The sequence below is a fragment of the Streptomyces sp. NPDC058663 genome (genome assembly GCF_042716745.1).
Lineage (GTDB): Bacteria > Actinomycetota > Actinomycetes > Streptomycetales > Streptomycetaceae > Streptomyces.
Genome location: NZ_JBHXRV010000004.1, coordinates 192,894 through 218,088, shown reverse-complemented (window position 1 = coordinate 218,088; position 25,195 = coordinate 192,894). Strand labels below are relative to the sequence as shown.

Annotated in this window: 20 protein-coding genes; 13 read left to right on the top strand and 7 right to left on the bottom strand. The window is 71.8% G+C overall.

Features of this window, described 5'->3' with window-relative positions:
• Window positions 1–57 precede the first annotated feature (57 nt).
• Window positions 58–2,631, bottom strand: coding sequence for an FHA domain-containing protein (locus ACFWVV_RS04825; RefSeq protein WP_384357771.1), 2,574 nt, complete (start codon window positions 2,629–2,631; stop codon window positions 58–60).
• A 315-nt stretch (window positions 2,632–2,946) separates the two neighbouring features.
• Between ACFWVV_RS04825 and ACFWVV_RS04820 the strand changes: the two genes are divergently transcribed.
• A complete protein-coding gene (locus tag ACFWVV_RS04820) occupies window positions 2,947–4,761 on the top strand; it encodes a streptophobe family protein (RefSeq protein ID WP_384357773.1) in 1,815 nt (604 codons plus the stop codon).
• A 152-nt stretch (window positions 4,762–4,913) separates the two neighbouring features.
• The gene (gene serB / locus ACFWVV_RS04815; RefSeq protein ID WP_384357775.1) at window positions 4,914–6,128 is read left to right on the top strand and encodes a phosphoserine phosphatase SerB; all 1,215 of its coding nucleotides are present in this window, start codon (window positions 4,914–4,916) and stop codon (window positions 6,126–6,128) included.
• A gap of 105 nt (window positions 6,129–6,233) precedes the next feature.
• Here serB and ACFWVV_RS04810 read toward each other — a convergent pair whose 3' ends face one another.
• From ACFWVV_RS04810 to ACFWVV_RS04795, 4 genes are all read right to left on the bottom strand, one after another.
• Entirely contained in the window at window positions 6,234–6,752 is a 519-nt protein-coding gene (locus ACFWVV_RS04810) for a SixA phosphatase family protein (protein ID WP_384357777.1), read from the bottom strand.
• Between the two features lie 84 nt (window positions 6,753–6,836).
• On the bottom strand, window positions 6,837–7,043 hold the full coding sequence (locus tag ACFWVV_RS04805; protein WP_384357779.1) for a hypothetical protein: 207 nt from the start codon (window positions 7,041–7,043) through the stop codon (window positions 6,837–6,839).
• A 146-nt stretch (window positions 7,044–7,189) separates the two neighbouring features.
• Window positions 7,190–7,306, bottom strand: coding sequence for an SGM_5486 family transporter-associated protein (locus ACFWVV_RS04800; RefSeq protein ID WP_384357781.1), 117 nt, complete (start codon window positions 7,304–7,306; stop codon window positions 7,190–7,192).
• A 73-nt stretch (window positions 7,307–7,379) separates the two neighbouring features.
• Window positions 7,380–8,726: a CynX/NimT family MFS transporter gene (locus ACFWVV_RS04795; protein WP_384357783.1), complete on the bottom strand. Its 1,347-nt coding sequence runs from the start codon at window positions 8,724–8,726 to the stop codon at window positions 7,380–7,382.
• A gap of 104 nt (window positions 8,727–8,830) precedes the next feature.
• On the opposite strand from ACFWVV_RS04795, the gene ACFWVV_RS04790 reads away from it, so the two are divergent.
• Entirely contained in the window at window positions 8,831–9,529 is a 699-nt protein-coding gene (locus ACFWVV_RS04790) for a FadR/GntR family transcriptional regulator (RefSeq protein ID WP_384357785.1), read from the top strand.
• 112 nt (window positions 9,530–9,641) lie between these two features.
• Here the strand turns inward: ACFWVV_RS04790 and ACFWVV_RS04785 are convergent, their stop codons facing one another.
• The gene (locus tag ACFWVV_RS04785) at window positions 9,642–10,142 is read right to left on the bottom strand and encodes a hypothetical protein (RefSeq protein WP_384357787.1); all 501 of its coding nucleotides are present in this window, start codon (window positions 10,140–10,142) and stop codon (window positions 9,642–9,644) included.
• Between the two features lie 196 nt (window positions 10,143–10,338).
• Here ACFWVV_RS04785 and ACFWVV_RS04780 point away from each other — a divergent pair, with 196 nt between their 5' ends.
• From ACFWVV_RS04780 to ACFWVV_RS04735, 10 genes are all read left to right on the top strand, one after another.
• Window positions 10,339–11,769, top strand: a complete 1,431-nt coding sequence (locus tag ACFWVV_RS04780; protein WP_384357789.1) for an amidohydrolase family protein — start codon at window positions 10,339–10,341, stop codon at window positions 11,767–11,769.
• A 287-nt stretch (window positions 11,770–12,056) separates the two neighbouring features.
• Window positions 12,057–13,520, top strand: a complete 1,464-nt coding sequence (locus ACFWVV_RS04775; RefSeq protein WP_384357791.1) for a nucleobase:cation symporter-2 family protein — start codon at window positions 12,057–12,059, stop codon at window positions 13,518–13,520.
• 41 nt (window positions 13,521–13,561) lie between these two features.
• On the top strand, window positions 13,562–14,320 hold the full coding sequence (locus ACFWVV_RS04770) for a GntR family transcriptional regulator (protein WP_384357793.1): 759 nt from the start codon (window positions 13,562–13,564) through the stop codon (window positions 14,318–14,320).
• A 78-nt stretch (window positions 14,321–14,398) separates the two neighbouring features.
• Entirely contained in the window at window positions 14,399–16,639 is a 2,241-nt protein-coding gene (locus tag ACFWVV_RS04765) for a molybdopterin cofactor-binding domain-containing protein (RefSeq protein WP_384357795.1), read from the top strand.
• Window positions 16,640–16,754: 115 nt separating this feature from the next.
• Window positions 16,755–17,705: an amidohydrolase family protein gene (locus ACFWVV_RS04760; RefSeq protein ID WP_384357797.1), complete on the top strand. Its 951-nt coding sequence runs from the start codon at window positions 16,755–16,757 to the stop codon at window positions 17,703–17,705.
• A 116-nt stretch (window positions 17,706–17,821) separates the two neighbouring features.
• On the top strand, window positions 17,822–18,568 hold the full coding sequence (locus ACFWVV_RS04755) for a hypothetical protein (protein WP_384357799.1): 747 nt from the start codon (window positions 17,822–17,824) through the stop codon (window positions 18,566–18,568).
• A complete protein-coding gene (locus tag ACFWVV_RS04750; protein ID WP_384357801.1) occupies window positions 18,555–19,928 on the top strand; it encodes a UbiD family decarboxylase in 1,374 nt (457 codons plus the stop codon). Before ACFWVV_RS04755 ends, ACFWVV_RS04750 begins: the two co-directional genes overlap by 14 nt.
• Window positions 19,929–20,067: 139 nt before the next feature.
• Window positions 20,068–20,811 carry a 3-hydroxybutyrate dehydrogenase gene (locus tag ACFWVV_RS04745; RefSeq protein ID WP_384357803.1) on the top strand — a complete coding sequence of 248 codons (744 nt, stop codon included), beginning with the start codon at window positions 20,068–20,070 and terminating at the stop codon, window positions 20,809–20,811.
• A gap of 47 nt (window positions 20,812–20,858) precedes the next feature.
• Window positions 20,859–22,220, top strand: coding sequence for an MFS transporter (locus ACFWVV_RS04740; RefSeq protein WP_384357805.1), 1,362 nt, complete (start codon window positions 20,859–20,861; stop codon window positions 22,218–22,220).
• 174 nt (window positions 22,221–22,394) lie between these two features.
• Window positions 22,395–24,362: a helix-turn-helix domain-containing protein gene (locus tag ACFWVV_RS04735; protein WP_384357807.1), complete on the top strand. Its 1,968-nt coding sequence runs from the start codon at window positions 22,395–22,397 to the stop codon at window positions 24,360–24,362.
• A gap of 63 nt (window positions 24,363–24,425) precedes the next feature.
• On the opposite strand, the gene fabI is transcribed toward ACFWVV_RS04735, so the two are convergent.
• Complete coding sequence (gene fabI / locus ACFWVV_RS04730; RefSeq protein WP_384357809.1) at window positions 24,426–25,193, bottom strand: enoyl-ACP reductase FabI; 768 nt, start codon at window positions 25,191–25,193, stop codon at window positions 24,426–24,428.
• Window positions 25,194–25,195: the final 2 nt, after the last annotated feature.

Sequence of the window (25,195 nt, the reverse complement as noted above, 5' to 3'; positions counted from 1 at the left end):
CCCTCCCCCTGACCAGCCGGATCGCCCGCGCCGCCCTTCGTCGTACGCGTCAGTGCGTCACTTGCGCATGACCTCGGGCTCGTGGCGGCGCAGCAGGCGCGCGACCAGGAAGCCGCAGATCACGCCGAGTGCCAGCAGGATCGCGATGTTGATGCCCCACTGGGAGGCGGTGTGCTCCCAGAGCGGGTCGAGGTCGGTCGGGTTCTTCTGGTCCCACGGCGGCATCAGGTGCGCCAGGTCCAGCGTGGTGCCGGCAGCGGCGATCGCCCAGCGGGACGGCATCAGCCAGGCGAACTGCTCCAGGCCGATCTGTCCGTACACCTGGAAGAGGATGCCGGTGAACACGACCTGGACGATCGCGAACATGACCAGCAGCGGCATCGTCTTCTCGGAGGTCTTCACCAGTGAGGAGATGACGAGGCCGAACATCATCGAGGTGAAGCCGAGTGCGATCACGGAGACGCAGATCTCGACCGCGGGAGGCATGATCAGGCCCTCCTCCGGGAGGGCCCGGGTGGAGAAGCCGATGGCGCAGATGATGACGCCCTGGAAGGCCGTGATCACGCCGAGGACGATGACCTTGGACATCAGGTAGGCGGAACGGGAGAGGCCGGTGGCCCGTTCCCGCTCGTAGATCACCCGTTCCTTGATCAGCTCGCGGACCGAGTTCGCGGCGCCGGAGAAGCACATGCCGACCGCGAGGATCAGCATGATGGTTCCCGCGTCGCCGTTGAAGCGGGAGGGCGCCTTGGGCGGGCCGAGGCCGAAGTCCGCCGGGATGACGACGCTGACCAGGCCGAGGACGGCCGGGAGGATCACCATCAGGCCCATGAAGCCCTTGTCGGACGCGATGACGGAGACGTACCGCCGCACCAGCGTCGTCAGCTGCGCACCCCAGCCCTGCGGCTTCGGCGGGCGCATCTGCTGTGCGGGCGGCATGTGCACGGGCTGGGCGGCGACGGCGTCGATGTCCGCGGCGTACATCTGGTAGTGCTGCGAGCCGCGCCAGCGGCCCGCCCAGTCGTAGTCGCGGTAGTTCTCGAAGGCGGAGAAGACGTCGGCCCAGGTGCTGTAGCCGAAGAAGTTGAGAGCTTCCTCGGGGGGACCGAAGTACGCGACGGAGCCGCCGGGGGCCATCACCAGGAGCTTGTCGCAGATGGCGAGCTCGGCCACCGAGTGGGTCACGACCAGGACGGTGCGGCCGTCGTCGGCGAGGCCGCGCAGCAGCTGCATGACGTCGCGGTCCATGCCCGGGTCGAGGCCCGAGGTGGGCTCGTCCAGGAAGATCAGCGAGGGCTTGGTCAGCAGCTCCAGGGCGACCGAGACACGCTTGCGCTGGCCACCGGAGAGGGAGGTGACCTTCTTCTCCTTGTGGATGTCCAGCTTGAGCTCGCCGAGGACCTCGTCTATCCGCTGGTTGCGCTCCGCTTCGGAGGTGTCCGCGGGGAAGCGCAGCTTGGCGGCGTACTTGAGGGCCTTCTTGACGGTCAGTTCCTTGTGCAGGATGTCGTCCTGCGGGACCAGACCGATGCGCTGGCGCAGCTCGGCGAACTGCTTGTAGAGGTTCCGGTTGTCGTAGAGGACGTCGCCCTTGTTGGCGGGCCGGTAGCCGGTGAGCGCCTTGAGGAGGGTCGACTTTCCGGAGCCCGAGGGTCCGATGACCGCGATGAGGGACTTCTCGGGGACGCCGAAGGAGACGTCCTTGAGGATGTCCTTGCCGCCGTCGACCGTCACCGTGAGGTGGCGGGCGGAGAAGGAGACCTCGCCGGTGTCGACGAACTCTTCGAGCCGGTCGCCGACGACGCGGAAGGTGGAGTGGCCGACGCCGACGATGTCGTTGGGGCCGAGCAGCGCCGTGCCCGACTTCTGCATCGGCTGGCCGTTGATGTACGTGCCGTTGTGCGAGCCGAGGTCGCGGATCTCCATGCGCCCGTCGGGCGTCGAGTGGAACTCGGCGTGCAGCCGCGAGACCTGGAGGTCGGAGACGACCAGCTCGTTCTCCAGGGCACGGCCGATGCGCATGACGCGGCCGAGTGCCATCTGGTGGAACGTGGTCGGGCTGCGGTCGCCGTACACCGGCGGGGCCCCCGCGGCACCACCGGAGGGTCCGCGCTGCGCGGGTGCGTGGCCCTGGGCGTCGGGCGCGCGCTGCCAGCTCGGCTGCTGCTGTCCCTGCGCAGGCTGCCCGTGCTGGGGCGACGCCTGGTGCTGGGGCTGCTGCCAGCTCGGCTGCTGGGCCGGCGCTCCCTGGTGGGACGGCTGCTGCCAGCTCGGCTGCTGCGACTGCGGCGGGTCCTGCTGGTGCGAGGGCTGCTGCTGCGCCGCGCCCGCTCCCGTCAGGATCAGCTGCGGTCCGTCGGTGGCGTTGCCCAGGTGTACGTCGGAGCCGGGGCCGATCTCCGTGTGGTGGATGCGCTGGCCCTGCACGTACGTGCCGTTGGTGCTGCCGTGGTCTTCGATCACCCAGCTACGGCCGCCCCAGCTGATCGAGGCGTGCCGCCAGGACACCCTGGCGTCGTCTATGACCACGTCACCCTGAGGATCGCGACCAAGGGTGTACGACCGGGACGGATCGAGCGTCCAGGTCCTTCCATTCAATTCCAGTACGAGTTCCGGCACTCCATGCCCCACTAGTTGTCCCCCGTAGTTACGCCCGTCACCGGGAGTCTAGGGATGGTGAACATCGTGGGGAACTATTTCAGGCTCCGGCTCGAATACGAAAGTCGGGCCATGTGAAAAGGGGGCGCGCGCGCCCGGGACGCGCCCGTTGACGCAGCCGAAACACCCCCGGAGAGTAGTAAGCGCCCATGAGTCCGTATGACTGCGTACGGATCATGCGCGAGCGGGACAACTGGGAAATACCGGTACGGATCGGGTGGCCAGATGGATGCGAACGGCCGGGTCGGTGTGCGGTGGGGTGAGGTTCTGCTTGCTGCTATTGCCGCTGTGAGCTGGGCTTTGGCGGGAATGGCGGGCGTCTCGGCGCTCGGCCTGCATCTACTGGGAGCGGATGCGGCCGGATCGTTACCGGCGCTGACGGCTGCGGTGATCGTGCTCGCGGTGGGCGGCTCGGTCACTCCGACCGGGAACGTCTCGGCCTTCGGGGTCGAGGGCGCCGCGGCGCGAACGGCCGTCGATATTGCGCCACTTGGGGTGGGTCTGGTCGGCGCGCTGCTGCTCTCGTTCTTCTTTCTGCGTTCGCTGAGGGGTGCCGGGCCGGTGATTCAGGGCAGCGAACTGGCGGTGCGCGCGGGATCGGTGGTGGCGTTGTTCGTCGTCACTCTGGGTGGTCTCGCCTGGGCGGGTCACGACGTCATCACGATTGACGGTGCGAAGCTCGGACTGGGCGGAATTCCCGGAAATGATCTTCCAGGCGGTATCGCGGACCGCCTTCCGGACTCGCTCGGCGACATCGGCGGGCTCCTGCCCGACCGGCTCTCCGACCTGGCGGATGCGAAGGCGACGGTCGGATTCGGTGTCAATACCGGGGACTCGCTGATCGGCGGTGCGCTGTGGGTGGCGGGGGTGCTGCTGATCGCGCTGCTCGCCTCGCGCCGGACGCCGCTGCCGTGCGCGTGGGACGCGGTGCACCGGGTGCTGCGGCCGGCCGCGTCCGCCCTGGCCGCGGTGTTCCTGGTGGCGGTGCTCGCAGGCGTGGCGGCGGCCGGGTACGCGGCGGTCGGTGACGACCACCCGGGGCGGGTGCTGGGGGCCGCACTGCTCGGGGCGCCGAACGGGGTGTGGCTGGCGGTGCCGCTGGGGCTGTTCGTGCCCTGGGACGGGCACGCCACGGGACAGCTCGCCCAGGTACTGCCCGCTCCCCTCGACGAGCTGCTCTCCGGGGGCGGCGACCGGCCGCTCTCGGTGGCCCGGCTCGCCGAGCTGGACGGGCGGGTGTGGCTGCTGGCCGTCGCCGCGGTGCTGATGATGCTGTGCGCGGGGGTGCTCGCGGCTTCCCGGACGCCCCGCGACGACCTCTCGGTGGCGGGGTACGCGGGGCAGGCCGCGGTGGCGTTGGGTGCGGTGGCCGGGGTGGGGCTGCCGTTGCTGGTGTGGCTGACGGGGGTTTCGGCGGACGCGTCGCTCTCGGTGCTGGGCTTCGACGCCTTCGGAGCGGGGATCTCGCTGCGCGGGAACGTGGCGATGGCGTTGCTGCTCGGGGTGGCCTGGGGGGTGACGGCCGGAGCGCTCGGGGCGGTGCTGGCCTGCGCGACCGGGGCGGCGGGGCGGCGGACCGCGGTGCTGGCGCGGCCCTGGGCGGGGGTGCCGGGGAGGGGCGACCGGACGTATCCGGACCTGGCGTACGTACCGGGGCCCTACCGCCCTTCGCCCGGCTACGGGGAGCCGGTGGCCGGCGAGGCGAATCCGTATCTGCGGGGGGACGCGCGGCGGACGGACGCGGAGGCGGCCGGGACGCCACCGCCCGCGGGGTCGCTGGGGCCGGTGCCGCACCGCAGGACGAAGGACGGGAGACACGCGGCGCCGACGATCGCGGGGATGCCCGCGCCGCCGGTGCCACCGCCTGCGCCAGGCGGGGCGGGGAGCCCGCGGGGTGGGAACCCGCGGGGTGGGAGCCCCGAGAGCGGGGAGTTCCGGGACAGCGGCCCCCGGGGCGGGAGTGGCGGTCCCCGGCGCGGGAGCGGCAGTCCCCGGGGTGCCAGCGGCAGTCCCCGGGGCGGGAAGGGGGCTGGGGCGGCTGCTTCCCCGCCGCCGGAGGAGGGGCCTCCGCCGCCGGGGGTGCCGGGGCGGGGGCGGAGGTAGCCCCACGTGCGGGCGGGGAGCCGGACCGCCGCGCCTGGCGGGCCGTCGGCCCCGCATGACCGGCCGCACGTGAGCGGGAGCCGGGGCGGGGCTGTCCGGTGGGCGGGACGGGGGGTGAGGGCGGGGCGGGGTGCCGATACGGTGGGGGCACCATGAGCGCACTGCCGAATACCGACGTCCCCACCCTTCTCGTCAAGATCTTCGGGAAGGACCGCCCCGGGATCACCGCCGGGCTCTTCGACACCCTCGCCGCCTACGCCGTCGACGTCGTCGACATCGAGCAGGTGGTCACCCGTGGCCGCATCGTGCTGTGCGCGCTCGTGACCGAGCCGACCGTCGCCGCGGCCGGTGAGCTCCGGGCGACCGTGCACAGCTGGGCCGATTCGCTGAAGCTCCAGGCCGAGATCATTTCCGGTACGGGTGACAACCGGCCGCGCGGCAGCGGCCGTTCGCACGTCACCGTGCTCGGGCACCCGCTGACCGCCGAGTCGACGGCCGCCATAGCGGCCAGGATCACCGGCAGCGGCGGCAACATCGACCGTATCTTCCGTCTCGCCAAGTACCCGGTCACCGCCGTGGAGTTCGCGGTGTCGGGCGTCGAGACCGAGCCCCTGCGCACCGCGCTCGCCGTCGAGGCCGCCGGGATCGGTGTGGACGTGGCCGTGGTGTCGGCGGGGCTGCACCGGCGGGCCCAGCGGCTGGTGGTGATGGACGTGGACTCCACGCTCATCCAGGACGAGGTCATCGAGCTGTTCGCCGCGCACGCCGGGTGCGAGGCCGAGGTCGCCGCCGTCACCGAGCAGGCGATGCGCGGCGAGCTGGACTTCGAACAGTCGCTGCACGCGCGCGTGGCGCTGCTGGCGGGTCTGGACGCCGGTGTCGTGGAGAAGGTGCGCACCGAGGTGCGGATGACGCCCGGCGCGCGGACTCTCGTCCGTACGCTCAAGCGGCTCGGGTACCAAGTGGGTGTGGTGTCCGGGGGATTCACCCAGGTGACCGACGCGCTGAAGGACGAACTCTCGCTCGACTTCGCCTCCGCCAACACCCTGGAGATCGTCGACGGCAAGCTGACCGGGCGGGTGGTCGGCGAGATCGTGGACCGGGCGGGCAAGGCCCGGCTGCTGCGCCGGTTCGCCGCGGAGGCCGGTGTGCCGCTCGATCAGACGGTGGCCATCGGCGACGGAGCGAACGACCTCGACATGCTCAACGCGGCGGGTCTCGGTGTGGCGTTCAACGCCAAGCCGGTGGTGCGGCAGGCCGCCGACACCGCCGTCAACGTGCCGTTCCTGGACACCGTCCTCTATCTGCTGGGCATCACCCGCGAAGAGGTCGAGGCCGCGGACGGGGACGCCGTACACCTGCACTGAGCCGGCCGGACACGGCCGGCCGACCGACGAAGGGGCCCCGGGAGCACTTGCTTTCCGGGGCCCCGCCCTTGGTGGGTACGAGTGGTGCGTACGCGGTGGGGCCCGTCAGTCGTGCGGGGCCCAGTACTCCGTGAGCCGCGCCGCTCCGTGCTCCACCGTCTTCCACGAGCCGGTGAATCCGAGCACTGCGTACGCCGCCGTGGGGAAGCCGCCCCTGGTCATCCGGGCGAGTGCGTCGGGGTCCGCCTGGCCGGCGAGGGCGTCGGCCGCCGCGTGCATTCCGGGATTGTGGCCGATCACGAGGAGGTCGGTGACCTCGTCGGGCACCTCGTTGAGCAGGGCGATGATTTCGCCGAGGGAGGCCTCGTACAGCCGGTCCTCGTAGAGGGTCTTGGGCCGTTGCGGCATCTCCTGGACGGCCAGCTTCCAGGTCTCGCGGGTCCTGGCGGCGGTCGAGCACAGCGCCAGGCCGAAGCCGATGCCGCTGTCGGCCAGTTTGCGGCCTGCGGTGGCCGCGTCCCTGCGGCCCCGGTCGGCGAGCGGCCGGTCGTGGTCGGACACCTGCGGCCAGTCGGCTTTGGCGTGCCGGAGAAGGACGATCCTGCGGGGTGTTTCGACGCTCATGCATTCCAGCTTCGCACGAAACGCACTCCGGGGCCCGGGGTGTTGACGTGCTCCCCCACCCCTGTTCGGCGAAGGGCGGGATGCTCAGAGGGAGAGTGCGCCGAGCACTCGCTCCAGCAGGTACGCGAGGCCCGGGGCGTCCGCGCCGCCGACCGCGGCGCTGGCTCTGCCCTCCCCCGCCATCAGCACGAACAGCGCCACGAAGGCGACGACGGGCAGCGCGACGGACCACCACGGCAGCCGCTTGCCCGGGGCGGTGGTGCGGCGGACGGTGTGCATGGGGGCCGACATGGCCGCCTCCGGGGGTGGGTGGGCGCTCTGCGAACGGGACACCTCGAACCTACGGAGTGCGGCGGTGCGGGCCCATCCGGTGAACTCCCCACTTGACCCTGATCCCAGCCCCCTAGGGGATGGTGGGGGCAGCCCCACCCCGGGGCCTACGGGGAGGCGAGTGTCGCGATGACGGCGATGATCACGGTGACGGCGAGCATGGCGCCGAGCACGATCAGCAGCTTCTTGTGACCGTTCGGGGGGTTCGGCTCGAGCACAGGCATGCGGCCAGTCTCGCACCCTTTGCCCTGTCCTGTGCCCCCACCCCTGCCCCCTCCCCCGCGGCGGGGCTTCGGGTCAGGAGGCGAGTTCGGTCTCGACCGTGCGGTTGCGGCCTGCCAGGACGCCGACCACCATCTGCGGCACCATCAGTGCCGCCATCAGGGCGATCGGCAGTCCCCAGCCGCCGGTGGCGTCGTGCAGGACACCGATGAGCAGAGGGCCCGGGATGGAGATCAGGTAGCCGACGCTCTGGGCGAAGGCGGACAGCTTGACCACGCCCTGGTGGCTCTTGGTACGCAGCCCGATCATGGTGAGGGCCAGCGGGAACGCGCAGTTGGAGATGCCGAGCAGCAGCGCCCAGGCCCAGGCCCCGCCCGCCGGGGCGAGGTACAGGCCGGCGTATCCCGAAAGACCGCACAGGCCGAGGACCAGCACGACCGGGCCCTGGTTCGGCAGCCGGGTGGCGACGCGCGGGATGACGAAGGCGAGCGGGATGCCCATCGCCATGGTGAGGGCGAGCAGCATGCCGGACGTTCCGGCGGAGATGCCGGCGTCGCGGAAGATCTGCGGCATCCAGCCCATCGTGATGTACGCCGCGGTGGCCTGGAGTCCGAAGAAGAGGGCGAGCGCCCAGGCGGTGCGGCTGCGGACCATCGACAGGGCGGGTGCGGCGGACGGGGTCCGGGCAGCGGATTCGAGGGCCTCGACGTCCGGGGTCTCCTGTCCGGCCCGCGCCCCGGCACTGCGCCGGTCCCGGCCGTGCCGGACGGCCAGCGGCAGCCAGACGCAGAGGGCGAGCGCCGCGAGGATGCCCCACACCGCGAGGCCGGTCTGCCAACTTCCGCCCAGCGCCCTGGTCATGGGCACGGTGGACAGGGCGGCCAGCGACGTGCCGATGGCCAGGGCCATCGAGTACAGGCCCGTCATCGTGGAGACCCGGTCGGGGAACCACTGCTTGACGATGGCCGGCAGCAGGATGTTGCTGACGGCGATGCCGACGAGGGAGAGGGCGCTGGCGGCGATGAAGCCCGCCGTGCCGCCGGCGAAGGGGCGCAGGAGCAGACCGATCGCGATCGCGGTCATGCCGGCGAAGACGATGGAGGCGGGGCCGAAGCGGCGGGCCAGCCGGGGGGCCATGATCCCGAAGACCGCGAAGCACACGGACGGCACCGAGGTGAGCAGGCCCGCGACGGCGCCGCTCATCCCGAGTCCCAGGCGGACCTCTTCCAGGAGCGGGCCGAGACTGGTGATGGCGGGGCGGAGGTTCAGCGCGGCGAGCACCAGGCCGACGACCATGAGCCGGACGAGCCAGACGGAGCCCTCGCGGGAGGGCTCGGGCGGTGCGGGGGTGGCCGGGGGCGTGCATGCGGTGCTCGGTTCGGGGCTCAGGGTCCGGGACTCGTCGACTGGCATGAGGTCCATCATAGAATCATGGGATGATTGGTTGTCCAATCCGGACTCCGCACCCCTTCCGTTCCGGGGCCACCCCCTTCGTGGCGCCGGCTCCGCCCCGAACCAGGAGCACCATGACGCTGACCTCTGCCCGGCGTTCCGCACTCTCCGACCAGGTGATCAGCGCGCTGCGCCAGCAGATCACCTCGGGCGAGTGGCCCGTGGGCTCACGCATTCCGACCGAGCCCGAACTCGTCGAGCAGCTGGGGGTGGCCCGCAACACTGTCCGTGAGGCGGTGCGCGCCCTCGCGCACAACGGGCTGCTCGACATCCGTCAGGGCTCGGGGACGTACGTACGGGCGACGAGTGAGCTCGCGGGGGTGATGCACCGCCGGTTCGCCGACGCCGACCCGCTGCACATCGCAGAGCTGCGTTCCACCCTGGAGTCCTCGGCAGGGCGGCTGGCGGCGCAGCGGCGGACGGAGAAGGACATCAGGCAGCTGGACGCGCTGCTCGCGCGGCGCGAGGAGGCGTGGGCCTCGGGGAACGCGGAGCAGTTCGTCACCGCGGACGCGTCCCTGCACCTGGCGGTGGTGGCTGCCTCGCACAACGACGTACTGATCGGGCTCTACGCCGACCTGGGGGATCTGCTGCGGGACTGGCTGCGCGACGACGTCGGGCACGAGCTGCGGCCGGAGGACCACATGGATCACGCCCGGCTGGTCGGGGCGATCCGGGCGGGCGACGCGGAGACGGCGGCGGCCGAGGCGGCCGGCTACTCACTGAAGTGCCTGGCCGAGCGCGGCTGCCTGACGGGCCGCGCGCAGGACTGACGGGCTGCACAGGGGACTGACCGGGCGCGCATAGAACTGACAGTCTGCGCACAGGACTGACAGTCTGCGCCCAGGAGTGACGGACTGCGACCGTGGTGCGGGAAGGGACCGGTTACCGGCTGCCGCCGCCCGGGGCCGGGGGTGCGAGCGGGGTGTCCGGAGTGCGGGCGTGGCTGACCCAGACGCTGCCGACCTCCTTCCAGCAGCGGCCGTTCAGCCGCACGGTCTGTGCGGGGCCCACCTCCGTGGCGGCCGAGTCACCGTCGATGTCCCACCAGCGGGCGCATTCGGTGTGCAGCCGGACGTGGTCGACCTGCGGGTACGGGTTGTGGCAGTGGACGACGACCTGAGAGCCCTCGACCGCTGTGCGGCATTTGGAGCCGAAGGGCGCCGCGGGTGCGGCAGCGGCCGGGGGCACCGGTTCCGTGGCCGCCCTGCCGACGGGGAGCGCCGCCCAGGAAGCCGCCCCTGCGAGGGCCAGTGCGAGCACCGAGGACGCCAGGAGGCCCGGGACCGTCAGGAACCCCGCCGCGCGGTGGACGGCCGTCGCTTTTGCGCCGTGCGGATGCCGGGTGCTGTCGTGCCTGCGGCGGCTGCTGTCGTGAGCGGACACCGTGCCCCACCTCCTCCCCGCACCGGATAGCGGCCGGGAAGATCCCGGTTTGCTCAGTCTGCGGGGATTGCGTGGGGTTTTCGACTTGAGGGGCTCCTGACGAGCACGTTCCGTCGCAGAGGGTTGACAGGCCGAAGGGCCTGAATACGTTACATGCAACATGGAACATGCCGCCGAACCCTCCGGGAGGACTCCCATGCATCCCACGCGCCCCGTCGCCGCTTCCGGCCCCCTGGAATGCGATCTGTTGCTGTCGGGCGGCCGGGTGGTGACCGTCGACGGGCGGCGCTCCGTGCACGAACCGGGTTCGGTGGCGGTGGCGGGCGGCAGGGTGGTGGCCGTCGGTCCTGCCGCGGAGGTGGACGCCCAGTGGCAGGCCCGGCGCACCGTCGACTGCCGGGGCAGGGCGGTGCTGCCCGGCTTCGTCGACGGGCACTCGCACCTGTTCCAGGCCCTGGCCCGGGGCATGGGCGAAGGGCTCTCGATCTGGCCCTGGCTCTGCGAGTTCATGTGGCCCTACTCCATAGCCGTGGACCCCGAGGACGCCCGTGTCGCCGCCACCCTCGGGGCGGTCGAGGCGCTGCGCTCGGGCATCACGACCGTGATCGACAACCACTACGCGCCGACCGACGCGGAGACCGTCCTGGCGGTCGCACGGGCCGTCGAGTCGGCCGGTCTGCGGGGCGCGGTCGCCCGGGGCATGCTCGGCCGCAGGACCGCGGTCGCCGCCGCCCGCGGGCTCCCGGACGCCCTGTACCGCTACTCCACTCAGGAAGAGCTGGACATCACCCGGGATTGCATGCAACGCCGTCCGCCGCGTACCTCCATGGTCGAGATCTGGCCCGCCCCGCTCAATCTGAGTTACGTGGACCAGGACCTGGTACGGGGCGCGGTGGAGCTGGCCGCCGAGTTCGGCACCCGCTGGCACACGCACTGCTCCGAGGGGGCCAAGGACCCGGCGAGCTACCTGGAGGCATACGGCGTGCGGCCGGTCGAGTGGCTGGCCAGGGAGGGGCTGCTGGACGAGCGGGCCACTCTGGCGCACGCGATCTGGCTGGACGACGCCGAGGTCAAGCACATCGGCGAGCGCCGGGCGGGCGTGTCCCACAACCCGGCGTCCAACGCCTATCTGGCCTCCGGCGTGATGCGGCTGCGCGAGCTGCGGGATGCGGGCGCGGTGGTGGCCCTCGGTACCGACGGGCCGAGCGCGGGGCACCGGCAGGACATGTTCGAGGTGATGAAGCAGACCCTCTTCGGCCAGCGGCAGCACCACCTGGATCCGGCCTCGGCGCGCTGCGAGGAAGCCCTGGAACTGGCCACCCGCGAGGGCGGCAGGTACGCAGGCACGGGCACCGGGGCCCTGACCGTCGGCGCGCCCGCGGACCTCGCGGTCGTCGCCCTGGACCGGCCGCACCTGCGGCCGGTGCACCGCACGGTGGCCACGCTCGTCTACTCGGCGCGCGGCAGCGACGTGGAGATGACGGTCGTCGGCGGGCGGGTGGTCTTCGAGGAGGGCCGCTGTGTGCTCGTGGACGAGGCCGCGCTGCTCGAAGAGGCCCAGGAGCGGGCCGAACGACTGGTCTCCCGGGCCGGGTTCGACGCGCTGCGCGTCCCCTGGCGGCACTGAGTCCGGCGGCACCGGGTCCCTCCGTACCCCACACACCACCCGAGCCCCACCACTCCCCCGCCGGCTGCCTCCCGGGCCGCACCACAAGCCTCCCGAACCACAAACCTCCCGAGCACCACAGCAACCCAAGCCTCCCGAGCACCACAGCCTCCCGAGCATCCCAAGCCTCCCGAGCACCACAGCCTCCCGAATATTCGCAGGACCCACGGCTGCCCGTCCGCGGCCCCCGTACGTGCGCATACAAGGACCCCTGCCGTCACGGGCGGCGGGTGGAGGGAGAACGCACCATGTCCCGCACTACAGAACAGGGCACTTCGGAACAGGGGTGGGCGGACGACACGTCGGCCGACCCCGTGGAGGCGGTGCCGTCCCTCTGGCGGCTCGCCGTCTACGGGCTGCAGCACGTGCTCGCCTTCTACGCCGGCGCCGTCGTGATGCCGCTGCTGGTCGCGCAGGGCGTCGGCCTGCCGGACAAGGACATCGGGATGCTGGTCAACGCGTCCCTGCTGACCTGCGGCATCGCCACGCTCATGCAGGCGGTGGGGTTCAAGGGGGTCGGCATCAAACTGCCGATCGTGCAGGGCACGTCGACCACGGCGGTGCCCTCGCTCGTCTCGGTGGGGCTGGCGGCCGGCGGAGCGAAGGCCGGAATGCCGACGGTGCTGGGGGCGGTGATCGCCGCGGGGCTGGCCCTGTTCGTGATCGCACCGGTCTTCAGCAGGCTGGTGAAGTTCTTCCCGCCGCTGGTCACGGGCACGATCGTGACGATCGTCGGAATCACCCTGCTCGGTGTGGCCGCCCGTCAGGTGGGCGGCGGCGATCCGAGCGCGAAGACCTTCGGATCGCCGGGCCAGCTCGGCATGGCGGCGGTGACCTTCGTCGTCATCCTGCTGCTGTACAAGTTCTCGCGCGGTTTCCTGGCCACCGTCGCCGTGCTGGCGGGACTGGTCATCGGCACCACGGTCGCCGCGCTGCTGGGGAAGACGGACTTCTCGCGGATCGGTGACGCCTCGTGGTTCGGAATGGCGGCACCGCTGCACTACGGCGTCGAGTTCGACACCCTCGCGGTCCTGGCCGTCTTCATGGTCATGATCATCGTGGCGGTGGAGTCCATCGGGCAGTTCTTCGCGGTCGGCGAGATCGTCGGCCGTGAGGTGGACGGCAAGGGCGTCACCAGGGCACTGCGGGCGGACGGGCTGGCCACGGCGGTCGCGGGTGTCCTCAACTCGTTCCCCAGCACCGTCTATTCGCAGAACATCGGGCTGATCCGGCTCACCCGCGTCAAGAGCCGCTGGATCATCGCCTCGGCCGGCGTGATCATGATCCTGTTCGGACTGGTGCCCAAGATCGGGGCGGTCGTGGCCTCGATGCCCGCCTCCGTGCTCGGCGGCGCCACGATCGTGCTGTTCGCGACCATCGGCGTGGTCGGCATCCAGATCCTGCTCCAGGCGGATCTCACCGACCAGCGCAACACCATCCTGGTGGCCGCGAGTCTGGGCATCGGCTTCCTGCCGACCGCGTTCCCGCACTTCGCGGCACAGATGCCGACCCGGCAGCTGCATGCACTCTTCGAGAGCGGAATCATCCTCGGCACGCTCACCGCTGTCCTTTTGAACCTGTTCTTCCATCATTTGCGGCTGCCAGGAACTCGGCGGAGGGAGGTCGAACCCGTTGACCCGCCGAAGGATTACATGCAACATGAAGTCCACAAGGCGGAGGCGGCACCCAAGACGGAGGCCGATACCGCGTAGCACCCGCACTGCTGACTGACCACAGGGATGGGGAGGCGAGGATGGCGACCGGCAAAGCACAGCGGGCCGTGAGCACGCAGGCCGTGCAGCGGACCGTGAATCCGGTCGCGGCGGGGAGTCTGCTGGCGGACCGGGCGTACGAAGAGCTGAAGGCCGCCGTTCTGGCGAACCGCCTCCGCCCGGGTGACGCCCTGTCCGTGCCGGCACTCGCCACGCAGATGGGCATCAGTCGCAGCCCCGTCAGGGAAGCCGTCCAGCGGCTCATCCACGACGGACTCGCCTCCCACGTCCCGCACCGGGGCGCCGTGGTCTCCACCGTCGATCTGGAGGACGTGCGCCAGCTGTACGTGGTCCGCGAGGTCATGGAGGGACTGGCGGCGCGCCTGGCCACCGAGCGGCTCGACGCCACCAGGGTCGGCGAGCTCCGCGACCTCCTGGAGCGCCACGAGCGCGTGGTCACCTCCGACTACGACGAGGGCGCGCACATCGAGATGGACATGGCGTACCACCGCCTGATCCGCGAGGTCGCCGGGAACACCCACCTGACCTCGGCCCTGGACACCATCCAGGGCAAGGCCCACCTGGCGCTCCACTCCCTGTGGCGCAGCCCGGAGGCCCCCCGGCTCGCCGTCGCCGAGCACCGCCGGATCTTCGAGGCGATGACGGCCGGCGATCCGGACGCGGCGGAGCTGGCCGCGCGGGAGCACATCCGGCGCCTGCGCATCCGGCTCTCCCAGGCGGTGGCCGCGGGCCCCGACCAGGACGACGTACGGGGTCCCGGCATCCACCCGGTGGCGTGACCCCCGTACCGCACACGGCACTTCACGCATCACCTCGCACCACCCCACCCCATTGCTGTGGAAGGGAAGTGACGACACGTGAGCACCGCTACCGGGATCCGGAACGGGGTGGGCGAAAGCGTCCGGCGCCCCGACGGCCGTCTGAAGGTCAAGGGCGACTTCGCCTACTCCTCCGACCTGCGCGCCGAGAACATGGTGTGGGGCGCGACCCTGCGCAGCCCGCACCCCTCGGCCCGCATCGTGCGCCTCGACGCGAGCAGGGCACTGGAACTCCCCGGTGTCGTCGCGGTCCTCACCCACGAGGACGTGCCCGGGCACCCGCTGTACGGGATGAAGGTCGCCGACCAGCCGGTCCTCGCCAAGGACGTGGTCCGCTACCAGGGCGAGCCCGTGGCCCTCGTGGCCGCCGAGCACCCCGAGACCGCCCGCAGGGCGCTGCGCCTCATCGAGGTGGAGTACGAGATACGGACCCCGCTGACCGATCCGGAGCAGGCGGTCGGCGGCGAGGGCCCCCGCGTCCACGAGCGGCGGGTGGACGGCAGGGACGAGTGGGGCAATGTCGTGCGCCACGTCCGCATCCGGCACGGCGACATGGCGCAGGCCGAGCGGCTCGCCGAGGTGGTCGTCTCGGGGACGTACGAGGTGGGCATGCAGGACCAGGCGTTCCTGGGGCCGGAGTCGGGGCTCGCGATACCCGCCGAGGACGGCGGTGTCGACGTCTACGTCTCGACCCAGTGGCTGTACGACGACCAGCACCAGATGTGCGCGGCGCTCGGGCTGCCCCCGGACAAGGTGCGGCTGACCATGTCCGGTGTGGGCGGCGCCTTCGGGGGCCGCGAGGACGTCTCCGTACAGATCCACTCCGCGCTCCTGGCCCTGCACACCGGGCGTCCGGTGAAGATGAGCTACCACCGCGAGGAGTCCTTCTTCGGGCACGTGCACCGGCACCCGGCGAAGATGCGGTTCGAGCACGGGGCGACCCGCGCGGGGAAGATCGTCTACGTGAAGGCGCGGCTGGTCCTCGACGGCGGCGCGTACACCTCCACCTCGCAGGTGGTCATCGCCAACGGCTCGTACTTCGCGGCGGGCGCGTACGACGTGCCGCACGCGGAGATCGACGGGTACTCCGTCTTCACCAACAACCCGCCCTGCGGGGCGATGCGCGGCTTCGGCGCCGTCCAGTCCTGTTACGGCGTGGAGTCCAACCTCGACAAGCTGGCCCGGGCGCTGGGCATCGAGCCGGTCGAGCTGCGGATCCGCAACGCCATGACGACGGGGACGATGCTGCCGACCGGCCAGGCCGTCGACGGCCCGGCGCCCGCCGCCGAACTGCTCGCACGCCTCCGCGACCGCCCCCTGCCCCCGCCGGGGACAGGCGTCTTCTCACTGCCCGGCGGCCTGAACAACACCACCCGCGGCGAGGGCATCAAGCGCGGTGTCGGCTATGCGATCGGCGTCAAGGCCATCGGGTTCTCCGGTGGCGTCGACGACCGGTCGGTGGCCCGGGTCAGGCTGTCCCTGGCCGGCGGGGAGCCGGTGGCGCAGGTGCACACCTCCGCGTCCGAGTGCGGCCAGGGCATCGTCACCCTCCAGACCCAGATCGTGCGGACCGAACTCGGCGTCCAGCAGGTGACGGTCCTGCCGGCGGACACCCGGGTCGGCGACGCCGGCTCCTCCTCCGCCTCCCGGATCAGCTGGATGAGCGGCGGTGCGGTGCAGGGCGCCTGCAGGGCGCTCAAGGAGCGGATCACCGAGCTGCGAGGCGACGGGGAGCTGGTTCCGCTGCTCGCCGCGCACGGCCCGCTGGAGGAGGAGTACGAGTACGCGCACCGCCGCACCTACCCGGTGGATCCGGAGCGCGGTCAGGGGCAGGCGCACATCGCCTTCGCGTTCGCCGCGCACCGGGCGGTCGTCGAGGTCGACACGGAGCTCGGGCTGGTGAAGGTGGTCGAGCTTGCCACCGCCCAGGACGTCGGCAGGGCGATGAACCCGCTCGCCGTGGAGGGGCAGATCGAGGGCGGCAGCGCCCAGGGCCTGGGACTTGCCCTGATGGAGGAACTGCACGTGAAGGACGGCAAGGTGCGCAACCCCTCCTTCACCGATTACCTCATCCCCACCATCGCGGACATGCCGTCCGTGCCCATCGACCTTCTCGAACTGCCGCACCCCGACTCGCCGTACGGCCTGAACGGGGTGGGCGAACCACCGACTCTCTCCTCCACGCCGGCCATCGCCAACGCCCTGCGCGACGCGACGGGTCTGGACCTGGCCAGGGTGCCGGTGCGGCCCGACGACTTCACCGACCCGGCGAAGTCCTGACACGTACACGAAGCGAAGGGAGGTGAGGCGGGCCCTGCCCTGGGTCCCCGAACGGTTCACCACGGTCCACACAGGCAGCACGGACGACCAGAACCAGCAGGGAAGGAACAGCACCTTGATCATCGACACCCATATGCACCCGACGAACATCGTCGACCAGGCGTGGAGGCACGACGGCGAGCCGTTCACCGGTGAGCGGACCCTCGCGATGATGGACGGCCCCTTCATGATCAACGGGAAGCCGCGCCGGATCGACTACGGCTGCATCATGCCCCCGCCCGGCAACTCGGTGTGGCAGGACGGGATGCGCGGGGGTCGCGAGGGGATTCGCGATTACATGGCGTACATCACGAAGCTGGTCACGGAGTACCCGGACCGCTTCATCGGGAACTTCATGTACAACCCGCGCTTCGGTCCTGAGAACGGCGCGAAGGAGCTGAGGTTCCACGTCGAGGAATACGGCTACAAGATGCTCAAGCTGCATGCCAACATGCATGCCTACCGCCCCGACCGGGCCCTGGACTGGCTGCGTCCGGTCCTGAAGGTCTGCGACGAGCTGGGCATCCTCGTCCTGATCCACACGGGCGACGGGCCGTACTCGATCCCGACGCAGTTCTACCCGATCATCCGGGAGTTCCCCAACGTCAACTTCATCCTCGGCCACTTCGGCGTGCAGACGGGTGGCGTGTACTGCTTCGAGGCGCTCTACATGATCCTCGACTCGCCCAATGTCTACGGCGAGTCAGGCTGGCTGCTCCAGTCGCGCATCGTGGAGTTCGCGCAGCAGATGGAGAAGCACCAGCTGGTCTTCGGCACCGACTCACCGCCGAACGAGCCCGGCATGTGGGCGAGGGAGCTTGAGGTCCTGATGGGGCCGCCGCCGCAGGGCATGCACCTCTCCGAGGAACACCTGGAGGGGTACCTGGGGAACAACGTGGCGAAGCTGCTGGGCCTCGACCCGACGCCCGCGCCGCGCGACCAGGAAGAGGCGCAGCTGCGCCTGAAGAGCACGTACGCGACGCTGGAGAACCCGTCGGCGAAGTCCGCGGCGGAAGCGCGCGTGTAGCTCCACGGTCCGGGGGCGGCTCCGATGCTCGGGAGGCTCGGGGCCGCCCCCTTCTCCGTACGGCTTTCCCTGCCGGTACGTCGGTACATCCCCGCGTGAGAAAAGTGGTGCCGCACATGCAGCAGCGCATCGGTCATCTCGTTCCCTCCACCAGCGTCGGCGTCGAGCGCTGGGTGTCCCAGATCTGCACGCCGGTCGCCATCGAGGTGGCGCACCCGATCGCCCGCGCCTCGCTTCCCGAGGTGCTGAGCGGGCCGGCGATCACCCCGTCCCAGTCCGGTGAACTGACGCGTGCCGCAGGCCAGTTGGCAGATGCCGGGGTGTCCGCGGTGGTGTGGAGCGGCAGTTCGGCGGATCTGCACGGGGCGGCGCACGGGCGGGCGATGGCCCGTTGGGTGGAGGAGGTGACGGGGGTTCGCGCCTCCACGGTCACCCTCGGGCAGATCGACCTGCTCGCCCGCCGGGACATCACGTCGATGGCCCTGGTCTCGGCGGGCTCGGAGCAGACGGCCGGGCGGCTCGCCGACACCTATCTGGCGGCCGGGTTCAAGATCGCTTCGGTGACGGCGCTGGGCCTGGCGCTTCCGCGGGACGCGGCCGAGCTGCCGGTTTCGCGGGTACGGCGGCTGCTCCTGGACGCCGACTCGCTGGACGCGCAGTGCCTCGTGGTGGCGGGCACGGAGCTGCCCGTGGCGCCCGTGGCGGCCCTGGTGGAGCGGGAGCTGGGCAAGCCGGTGTACGACGGGGCGCGGGTGGCGATCCGTACGGGCCTCGAACTGCTGGGTCTGTCGGTCACGGCGCCCGAGTGGGGCGAGATGTTCGGCGCGGAGCACCCGGCCGGGGTGTGCTGTGACACGCACTGAAGCGCCCCAGGACCTCAGGACCTTCCTGCGCTCGTACGCCGCCGCGTACCCGGACGACGTCCTGACCGTCGAGGACAAGCTGGACGGTGAGGACGTCGCCGCGCTGGCCATGGAGCTGGCGGTGCGCGGCCGGGACGAGATGCTGGTGTGCCGGGACGTGGCGGGCCTCGGCACCCCCGTCGTCACCAATGTCTTCGCGTCGCGGCGGCGGGTGGCCCGGCTGCTCGGCACGGACCCGGCGGGGCTGCACGAGGCGTACCAGGCGGCCTCGGCGCGCAGATGCGCCCCTCGGGTGGTCGTGGACGGGCCGGTCCTCCAGGTGGTGGAGTCGGGCGACGACGTCGACCTGACCTCGCTCCCCCTCCTCCAGCACTTCGCGTCGGACAGGGCTCCGTACATCACCAGCGGGATCATCGCGGTGGAGGCGCCGGCGGACGCTCCGGGCCGGGCGGGGAATCTCAGCTATCACCGGTCGATGGTGCACAGTCGCACCGAGCTGGCGACGAGCCTGCACTCGCGCGGCCATCTGTGGCAGTTGCTGCGGCTCGCCGAGGAGCGGGGCGAACGCCTGCCGGTGGCTATGGTGCTGGGCGGTCATCCGCTCTTCATGCTGGCGGCCTCGGCGCGGCTGGGCGCGGACACCGACGAACGGGACGTGGCCGGCGGTCTTTTGGGCGCACCCCTGGAGGTCGTACGGACCCCGGAGTACGGGATACGGGTTCCGGCGAGCGCGGAGTTCGTGCTGGAGGGGTACATCGATCCGGCCCGGCACGCGGAGGAGGGCCCATTCGGGGAGTTCTCGGGGTACTCGTCCGACCGGTCGACGAACGACGTGCTGACGGTGGAGACGGTGCTGCGGCGGCGGGACGCGTTGCTGCTGGACGTGGTCGGCGGCAATACGGACGAGCATCTGAACCTGGCCAGGATTCCGCGCGAGTCGGAGATGGCGCAGAAGCTGCGCGAGAGGTTTCCCGAGGTCACGGCGTTGTACTACCCGACGTCGGGGACCCACTTCCACGCTTATGTGGCGATGCGGGGCTCCCGGCCGGGGCAGGCCCGGCAGATCATGCTGGGGCTGCTGGGCTGGGACCCGTATCTGAAGACGGTCGTGGCGGTGGACGCGGACGTGGACGTCACGGACGACTCCCAGGTGCTGTGGGCGATGGCCGCGCACCTGCAGCCGCACCGCGACGTCTTCGTGGTGGACGGGCTGCCCGGGAGCCCGCTCGACCCTTCCTCCACGGCCGACGGGACGACCTCGCGCATGGCGCTGGACGCCACGCGCGGGGCGGACTTCCACGGGGTGCGGATCCGGGTGGACCCGGAGCGGGTGGAGCGGGCGCGCCGGATCCTGGGCTGAGCGCGGGTTTCGCGGGGCGGGACCCCCGCACGAGGGACCGCTCACCGCCCCTCATGGGTCCCGCCCCCACACCCACCGGGCCGATTGTGGTGTCCCGCCCCATGGGAGCAGGCAGGCCTCCTCCCTACCGTTTCCGCCCATGGCCCCCCTTCCCCGCACCGCCCTCGTCACCGGCGCAGCCCGCGGCATCGGCCGCGCCTGTGCCCTCGCCCTGGCCTCCGCCGGAGCCACCGTGCACGTCGTCGACCGCGACGGCGACGGTGCCGCGGCCGTGGCCGAGGAGACCGGCGGGCAGGCCCACGCCGTCGACCTGGCCGACCCCGACGCCATCGGCGCGCTGCCCCGCGACGTCGACGTCCTCGTCAACAACGCCGGATTCCAGCACATCGCTCCCCTCACCGCGTTCCCGCCGGACCGCTTCGAGTTGATGCAGCGGGTCATGGTGACGGCCCCCTTCCTGCTGCTGCGGCACACCCTCCCCCACATGTACGCCCAGCGATGGGGGCGCGTGGTCAACGTCTCCAGCGTGCACGGCCTGCGCGCCAGCCCGTACAAGAGCGCCTACGTCGCCGCGAAGCACGCCCTGGAGGGGCTGAGCAAGGTCGCCGCCCTGGAGGGCGCCCCGCACGGGGTCACCAGCAACTGCGTCAACCCCGGCTATGTACGCACCCCCTTGGTCGAGGAGCAGATCCGCGACCAGGCCGACGTGCACGGCATCAGCCCCGACGACGTCCTGCGCGACGTCCTGCTGGCCCGCTCCCCCGTGAAGCGGCTTCTGGAGCCCGAGGAGGTGGCGGCGGCCGTGCTCTGGCTGTGCGGTCCGCACGCCGCGTCCGTCACCGGCGTCTCGCTGCCCCTGGACGGCGGCTGGAGCGCCAACTGACCCCGCACGCCCGGCTTGTGCCCCTTCTTCGAAAGCGGTGACACCTCATGACCTCCGCCTCCCCGCCCCCGCGCACCGGCATCGCCCGCGTCGTCGGCGCGAGCCTGATCGGCACGACCGTCGAGTGGTACGACTTCTTCCTCTACGGGTCCGCCGCCGCCCTCGTCTTCAACACTCTGTTCTTCCCGACCGGCGATCCGCTCGTCGGCACCCTGATCGCCTTCGTGACGTACGCGATCGGGTTCGCCGCCCGGCCGCTCGGCGGTGTCGTCTTCGGCCATTTCGGCGACCGGGTGGGGCGCAAGAAGCTCCTCGTGCTGAGTCTGCTGATGATGGGCGGCGCGACCTTCGCGATGGGGCTGCTGCCCACGTACGACACCATCGGCGTCGGCGCACCGATCCTGCTGACCGTGCTGCGGCTGATCCAGGGTTTCGCGCTCGGCGGCGAGTGGGGCGGGGCCGTGCTGATCGTCTCCGAGCACGGCGGCGACGAGCACCGCGGGTTCTGGGCCTCCTGGCCGCAGGCGGGCGCGCCCGGCGGCAACCTGCTGGCCACCGGTGTGCTGGCGCTCCTGGCCGCCGTGCAGTCCGACGAGGCGTTCCTGTCGTGGGGGTGGCGGATACCGTTCCTGCTGTCGGGCGTGCTCGTGGTCATCGGGCTGTGGATCCGGGTCTCGGTGGAGGAGTCGCCGGTGTTCCTGGCCGCCCGTGCCGCGGCCCGGGCGGACGCGGAGGGCTCGGCCAGGGAACAGGCCCCGGTCGTCGAGGTGTTCCGGCGCAGCTGGCGCGAGGTGCTCACCGCCATCGGCACCCGGTTCGGCGAGAACGTCTCGTACTACCTGCTGACCTCCTTCCTCCTCGTGTACGTCACCGTCCACCTCGGCCTCCCCAAGAGCACCGCCCTGAACGCCGTACTGCTCGGCTCGGCCGTGCACTTCGTGACCATCCCCCTGTGGGGGGCGCTGTCGGACCGGATCGGGCGGCGCCCGGTGACGCTGATCGGTGCGCTCGGCATGGCGGTGTGGGCGTTCTTCTTCTTCGCGGCGCTGGACGGGAGGTCGTTCACGGTGATCACCCTGTCCGTGACGGCCGGACTGCTGCTGCACGGGGCGATGTACGGGCCGCAGGCGGCGTTCATCGCAGAGATGTTCGACACCAGGGTGCGGTACTCGGGGGCGTCGATGGGCTCGCAGCTCGCGTCGATCGTGGCGGGGGCGCTGGCGCCGATCATCGCCGTCGGGCTCCTGAAGGACTTCGACACGACGTTGCCGCTGAGTCTCTACCTCGGCGGGGCCGCTCTGGTCACTGCGGTGACGGTGTACTTCGCCCGGGAGACCCGGGGCCGCGACCTGTCCCGCGACGCGGCCGCCTCCCGGGCGCCGGTGCGGGCGGCGGCCGAACGCCGGTGAACCGGAGCGCACCCCGGGCTGTCGTGCGCGCGCGGGGCGCGGCAGGCTGGGGCCCGTCCTGTGCCTCCTCCCGTGCCCTGTCCCGTGCCCTGTGTCTCCTCCCGCGCCCTGGCCCGCGCCCTGTGTCTCCTCCCGTGCCTGTGTCTCCTCCCGTAAGGACGGATCCCCGCCGCCATGACCCGAGCCGCCGACGCGCTCCGCGAACTCCTCGACCTGCTCGCCGCCGGGGCCAGTGCCGAGGAACTCGCGGTGCCGGCCGCGCGAGCACGGGCGGCCGGCACCGACACGGCGTGGACCGCAGGGCTGGCGGAGGCCACGGAGGCGGCGCTCGCGGTACGGCGCACCCTCGACCAGCACCGGCGGCGGGAGGCGGAGCTGGCGGCCCTGTTCGACACGGCGGGCGACCTCGCGGCGCTGCGCGGCCTGGACGCCGTACTGCGTGCCATCGTCCGGCGGGCCCGCACCCTGCTGGGCGCGGACGTCGCGTACCTGACGCTCAACGACCCCGTGGCGGGCGACACGTACATGCGGGTGACGGACGGTTCGGTGTCCGCGGCCTTCCAGCAGCTGCGGCTGGGCATGGGTGAGGGGCTCGGCGGTCTGGTGGCGCAGACCGCGCGGCCGTACGCCAGCCGCGACTACCGCGCGGACTTCCGCTTCCGGCACACCGGGGACATCGACCACGGGGTGGGCGAGGAGGGGCTGCGCGGCATCCTGGGGGTGCCACTGCGGCTCGGCGACCACGTGATCGGGGTGCTGTTCGCCGCGGACCGGGCGCCGCGCGACTTCCCGCAGGACGCCATCGCGCTGCTCGGCTCGCTCGCCGACCACGCCGCCGTGGCCATCGACGGGGCGCGGCTGATGGAGGAGACCCGGGCCGCGCTCACGAGCCTGGAGGCGGCCAACGCCACGGCACGCGCGCACAGCGAGGCGCTGCGCCGGGCCTCGGACGCCCATGACAGGCTCACCGAACTCGTCCTGCGCGGCGGCGGGGTGGCGGACGTGGCGGCACAGCTCGCGGCCCTGCTCGGCGGCGGCCTCACCGTGCACGACGCGGACGGCGCGGAACTGGCCCGGGTGGGCGAGGGCGCCGCGACCCCGCCGAGCCGGGGCCTGGCCGAGTCCCGTACCAGCGGCCGTGCGGTGTACGCGCAGGGCCGCTGGACCTGCGCGGTGGTGGCGGGGACGGAGCTCCTGGGGTGCCTGGTGCTCACGGGGCGGGCCGGGCCCGACGGGACTGACGCGTCGTCCCCCGTGCTCGCGGACGCCGATCTGCGACTGTTCGAACGGGCGGCGCTGGTCACGGCCCTGGTGCTGTTGCTGCGACGTTCGGTGGCCGAGGCCGAGGACCGGGTGCGCGGCGAACTCCTCGACGACCTGCTGAGCGATCCGTCCCGGCGCACCGGCGGCGGCAGTCTGGCGCTGCGCGCCCGGCGGCTCGGCGTCGACCTGGCGAAGCCGCACACGGTGGTCGTTCTGGACTGCCCGCCGCGGGTCAGGCCCCGGCTGGCCACGGAGGCGGCACGGCGGGCACGGGCGCTGGGAGCGCTGTCGGGGCCGCGGGACGGATCGGTCGTCCTTCTCGCTCCCGGGGACGCGGCCGGGGCGGCCCAGGTGGCGCGCGACCTCGCCCGCGACCTGGGCCGCGCTCTCGACGCCCCGGTCACGGCGGGCGCGGCGGATACCGCCGGGGGCCCCGGCGCCCTGCCCCACGCGCACGCCGAGGCGGTGCGCTGTTTGACCGCGCTGCATGCGCTGGGCCGTACCGGGGAGGGCGCGGACGTCACGGAGCTGGGCTTCCTGGGGGTCCTGCTGGGGGACCGTGCGGACGTGGCGTCGTACGCGGTGCGGGTGCTGGGGCCCGTACTGGACTACGACGCGGCGCAGGGCACGGAGCTGATCCGGACGCTGGAGGAGTACTACGCGCACGGGGCGTCGCTGTCCCGTGCCAAGGACGCGCTCCACGTGCACGTGAACACGGTGACCCAGCGCCTGGAACGGGTCACCCGCCTCCTGGGCCCGGACTGGAACTCCCCGCCCCGCGCCCTGGAACTTCAGCTCGCCCTGCGCCTGCACCGGCTCGGGGCGCGCCGGGAACCGTGCGGACAACCACCCGCCCGCCCGGCGCGGCCCGGCGCATGAGACGCAAGGGGGCGGGACAGGCCGCACAGGCCCGCACCGCCCCCGCACGGACCCCTGGAAGGGTCAGGCGCCGATCATGTGCACGCCGCCGTCGACGTGGATGATCTCGCCGGTCGTCTTCGGGAAGAAGTCCGACAGCAGCGCCACGATGCCCTTGCCGGCCGGCTCCGGGTCCGCCATGTCCCACTTCATCGGGGAGCGGGTGTCCCACACCGCGGCCAGGTCCGAGAAGCCCGGGATGGACTTCGCGGCCATCGAGCCGATCGGGCCCGCCGAGATCAGGTTGCAGCGCAGGCCCTCGGCACCCAGGTCGCGCGCGAGGTAGCGGGAGGTGGCCTCCAGCGCCGCCTTCGCCGGGCCCATCCAGTCGTACTGCGGCCACGCGAACTGCGCGTCGAAGGTCAGACCGACGATCGACCCGCCCTCGCTCATCAGCGGGCGGCAGGCCATCGCCAGGGACTTCAGCGAGAACGCCGAGACGTGCATCGCGGTGGCGACCGACTCGAACGGCGTGTTGAGGAAGTTGCCGCCGAGGGCGTCCTGCGGCGCGAAGCCGATGGAGTGCACCACACCGTCGAGCGAGCCGAGCTCGTCGCGGACCAGGCCTTCGAGGCGGTCCAGGTGCTCCTGGTTGGTCACGTCCAGCTCGATGACCTTGACCGGCTTCGGGAGCTTCTTGGCGATGCGCTCGGTCAGCGTCGGGCGGGGGAAGGCGGTCAGGATGACGTTGGCACCCTGCTCCTGGGCCACCTTGGCCGCGTGAAAGGCGATGGAGGACTCCATCAGTACACCCGTGATGAGGATGTTCTTGCCTTCGAGGATTCCACTCATGG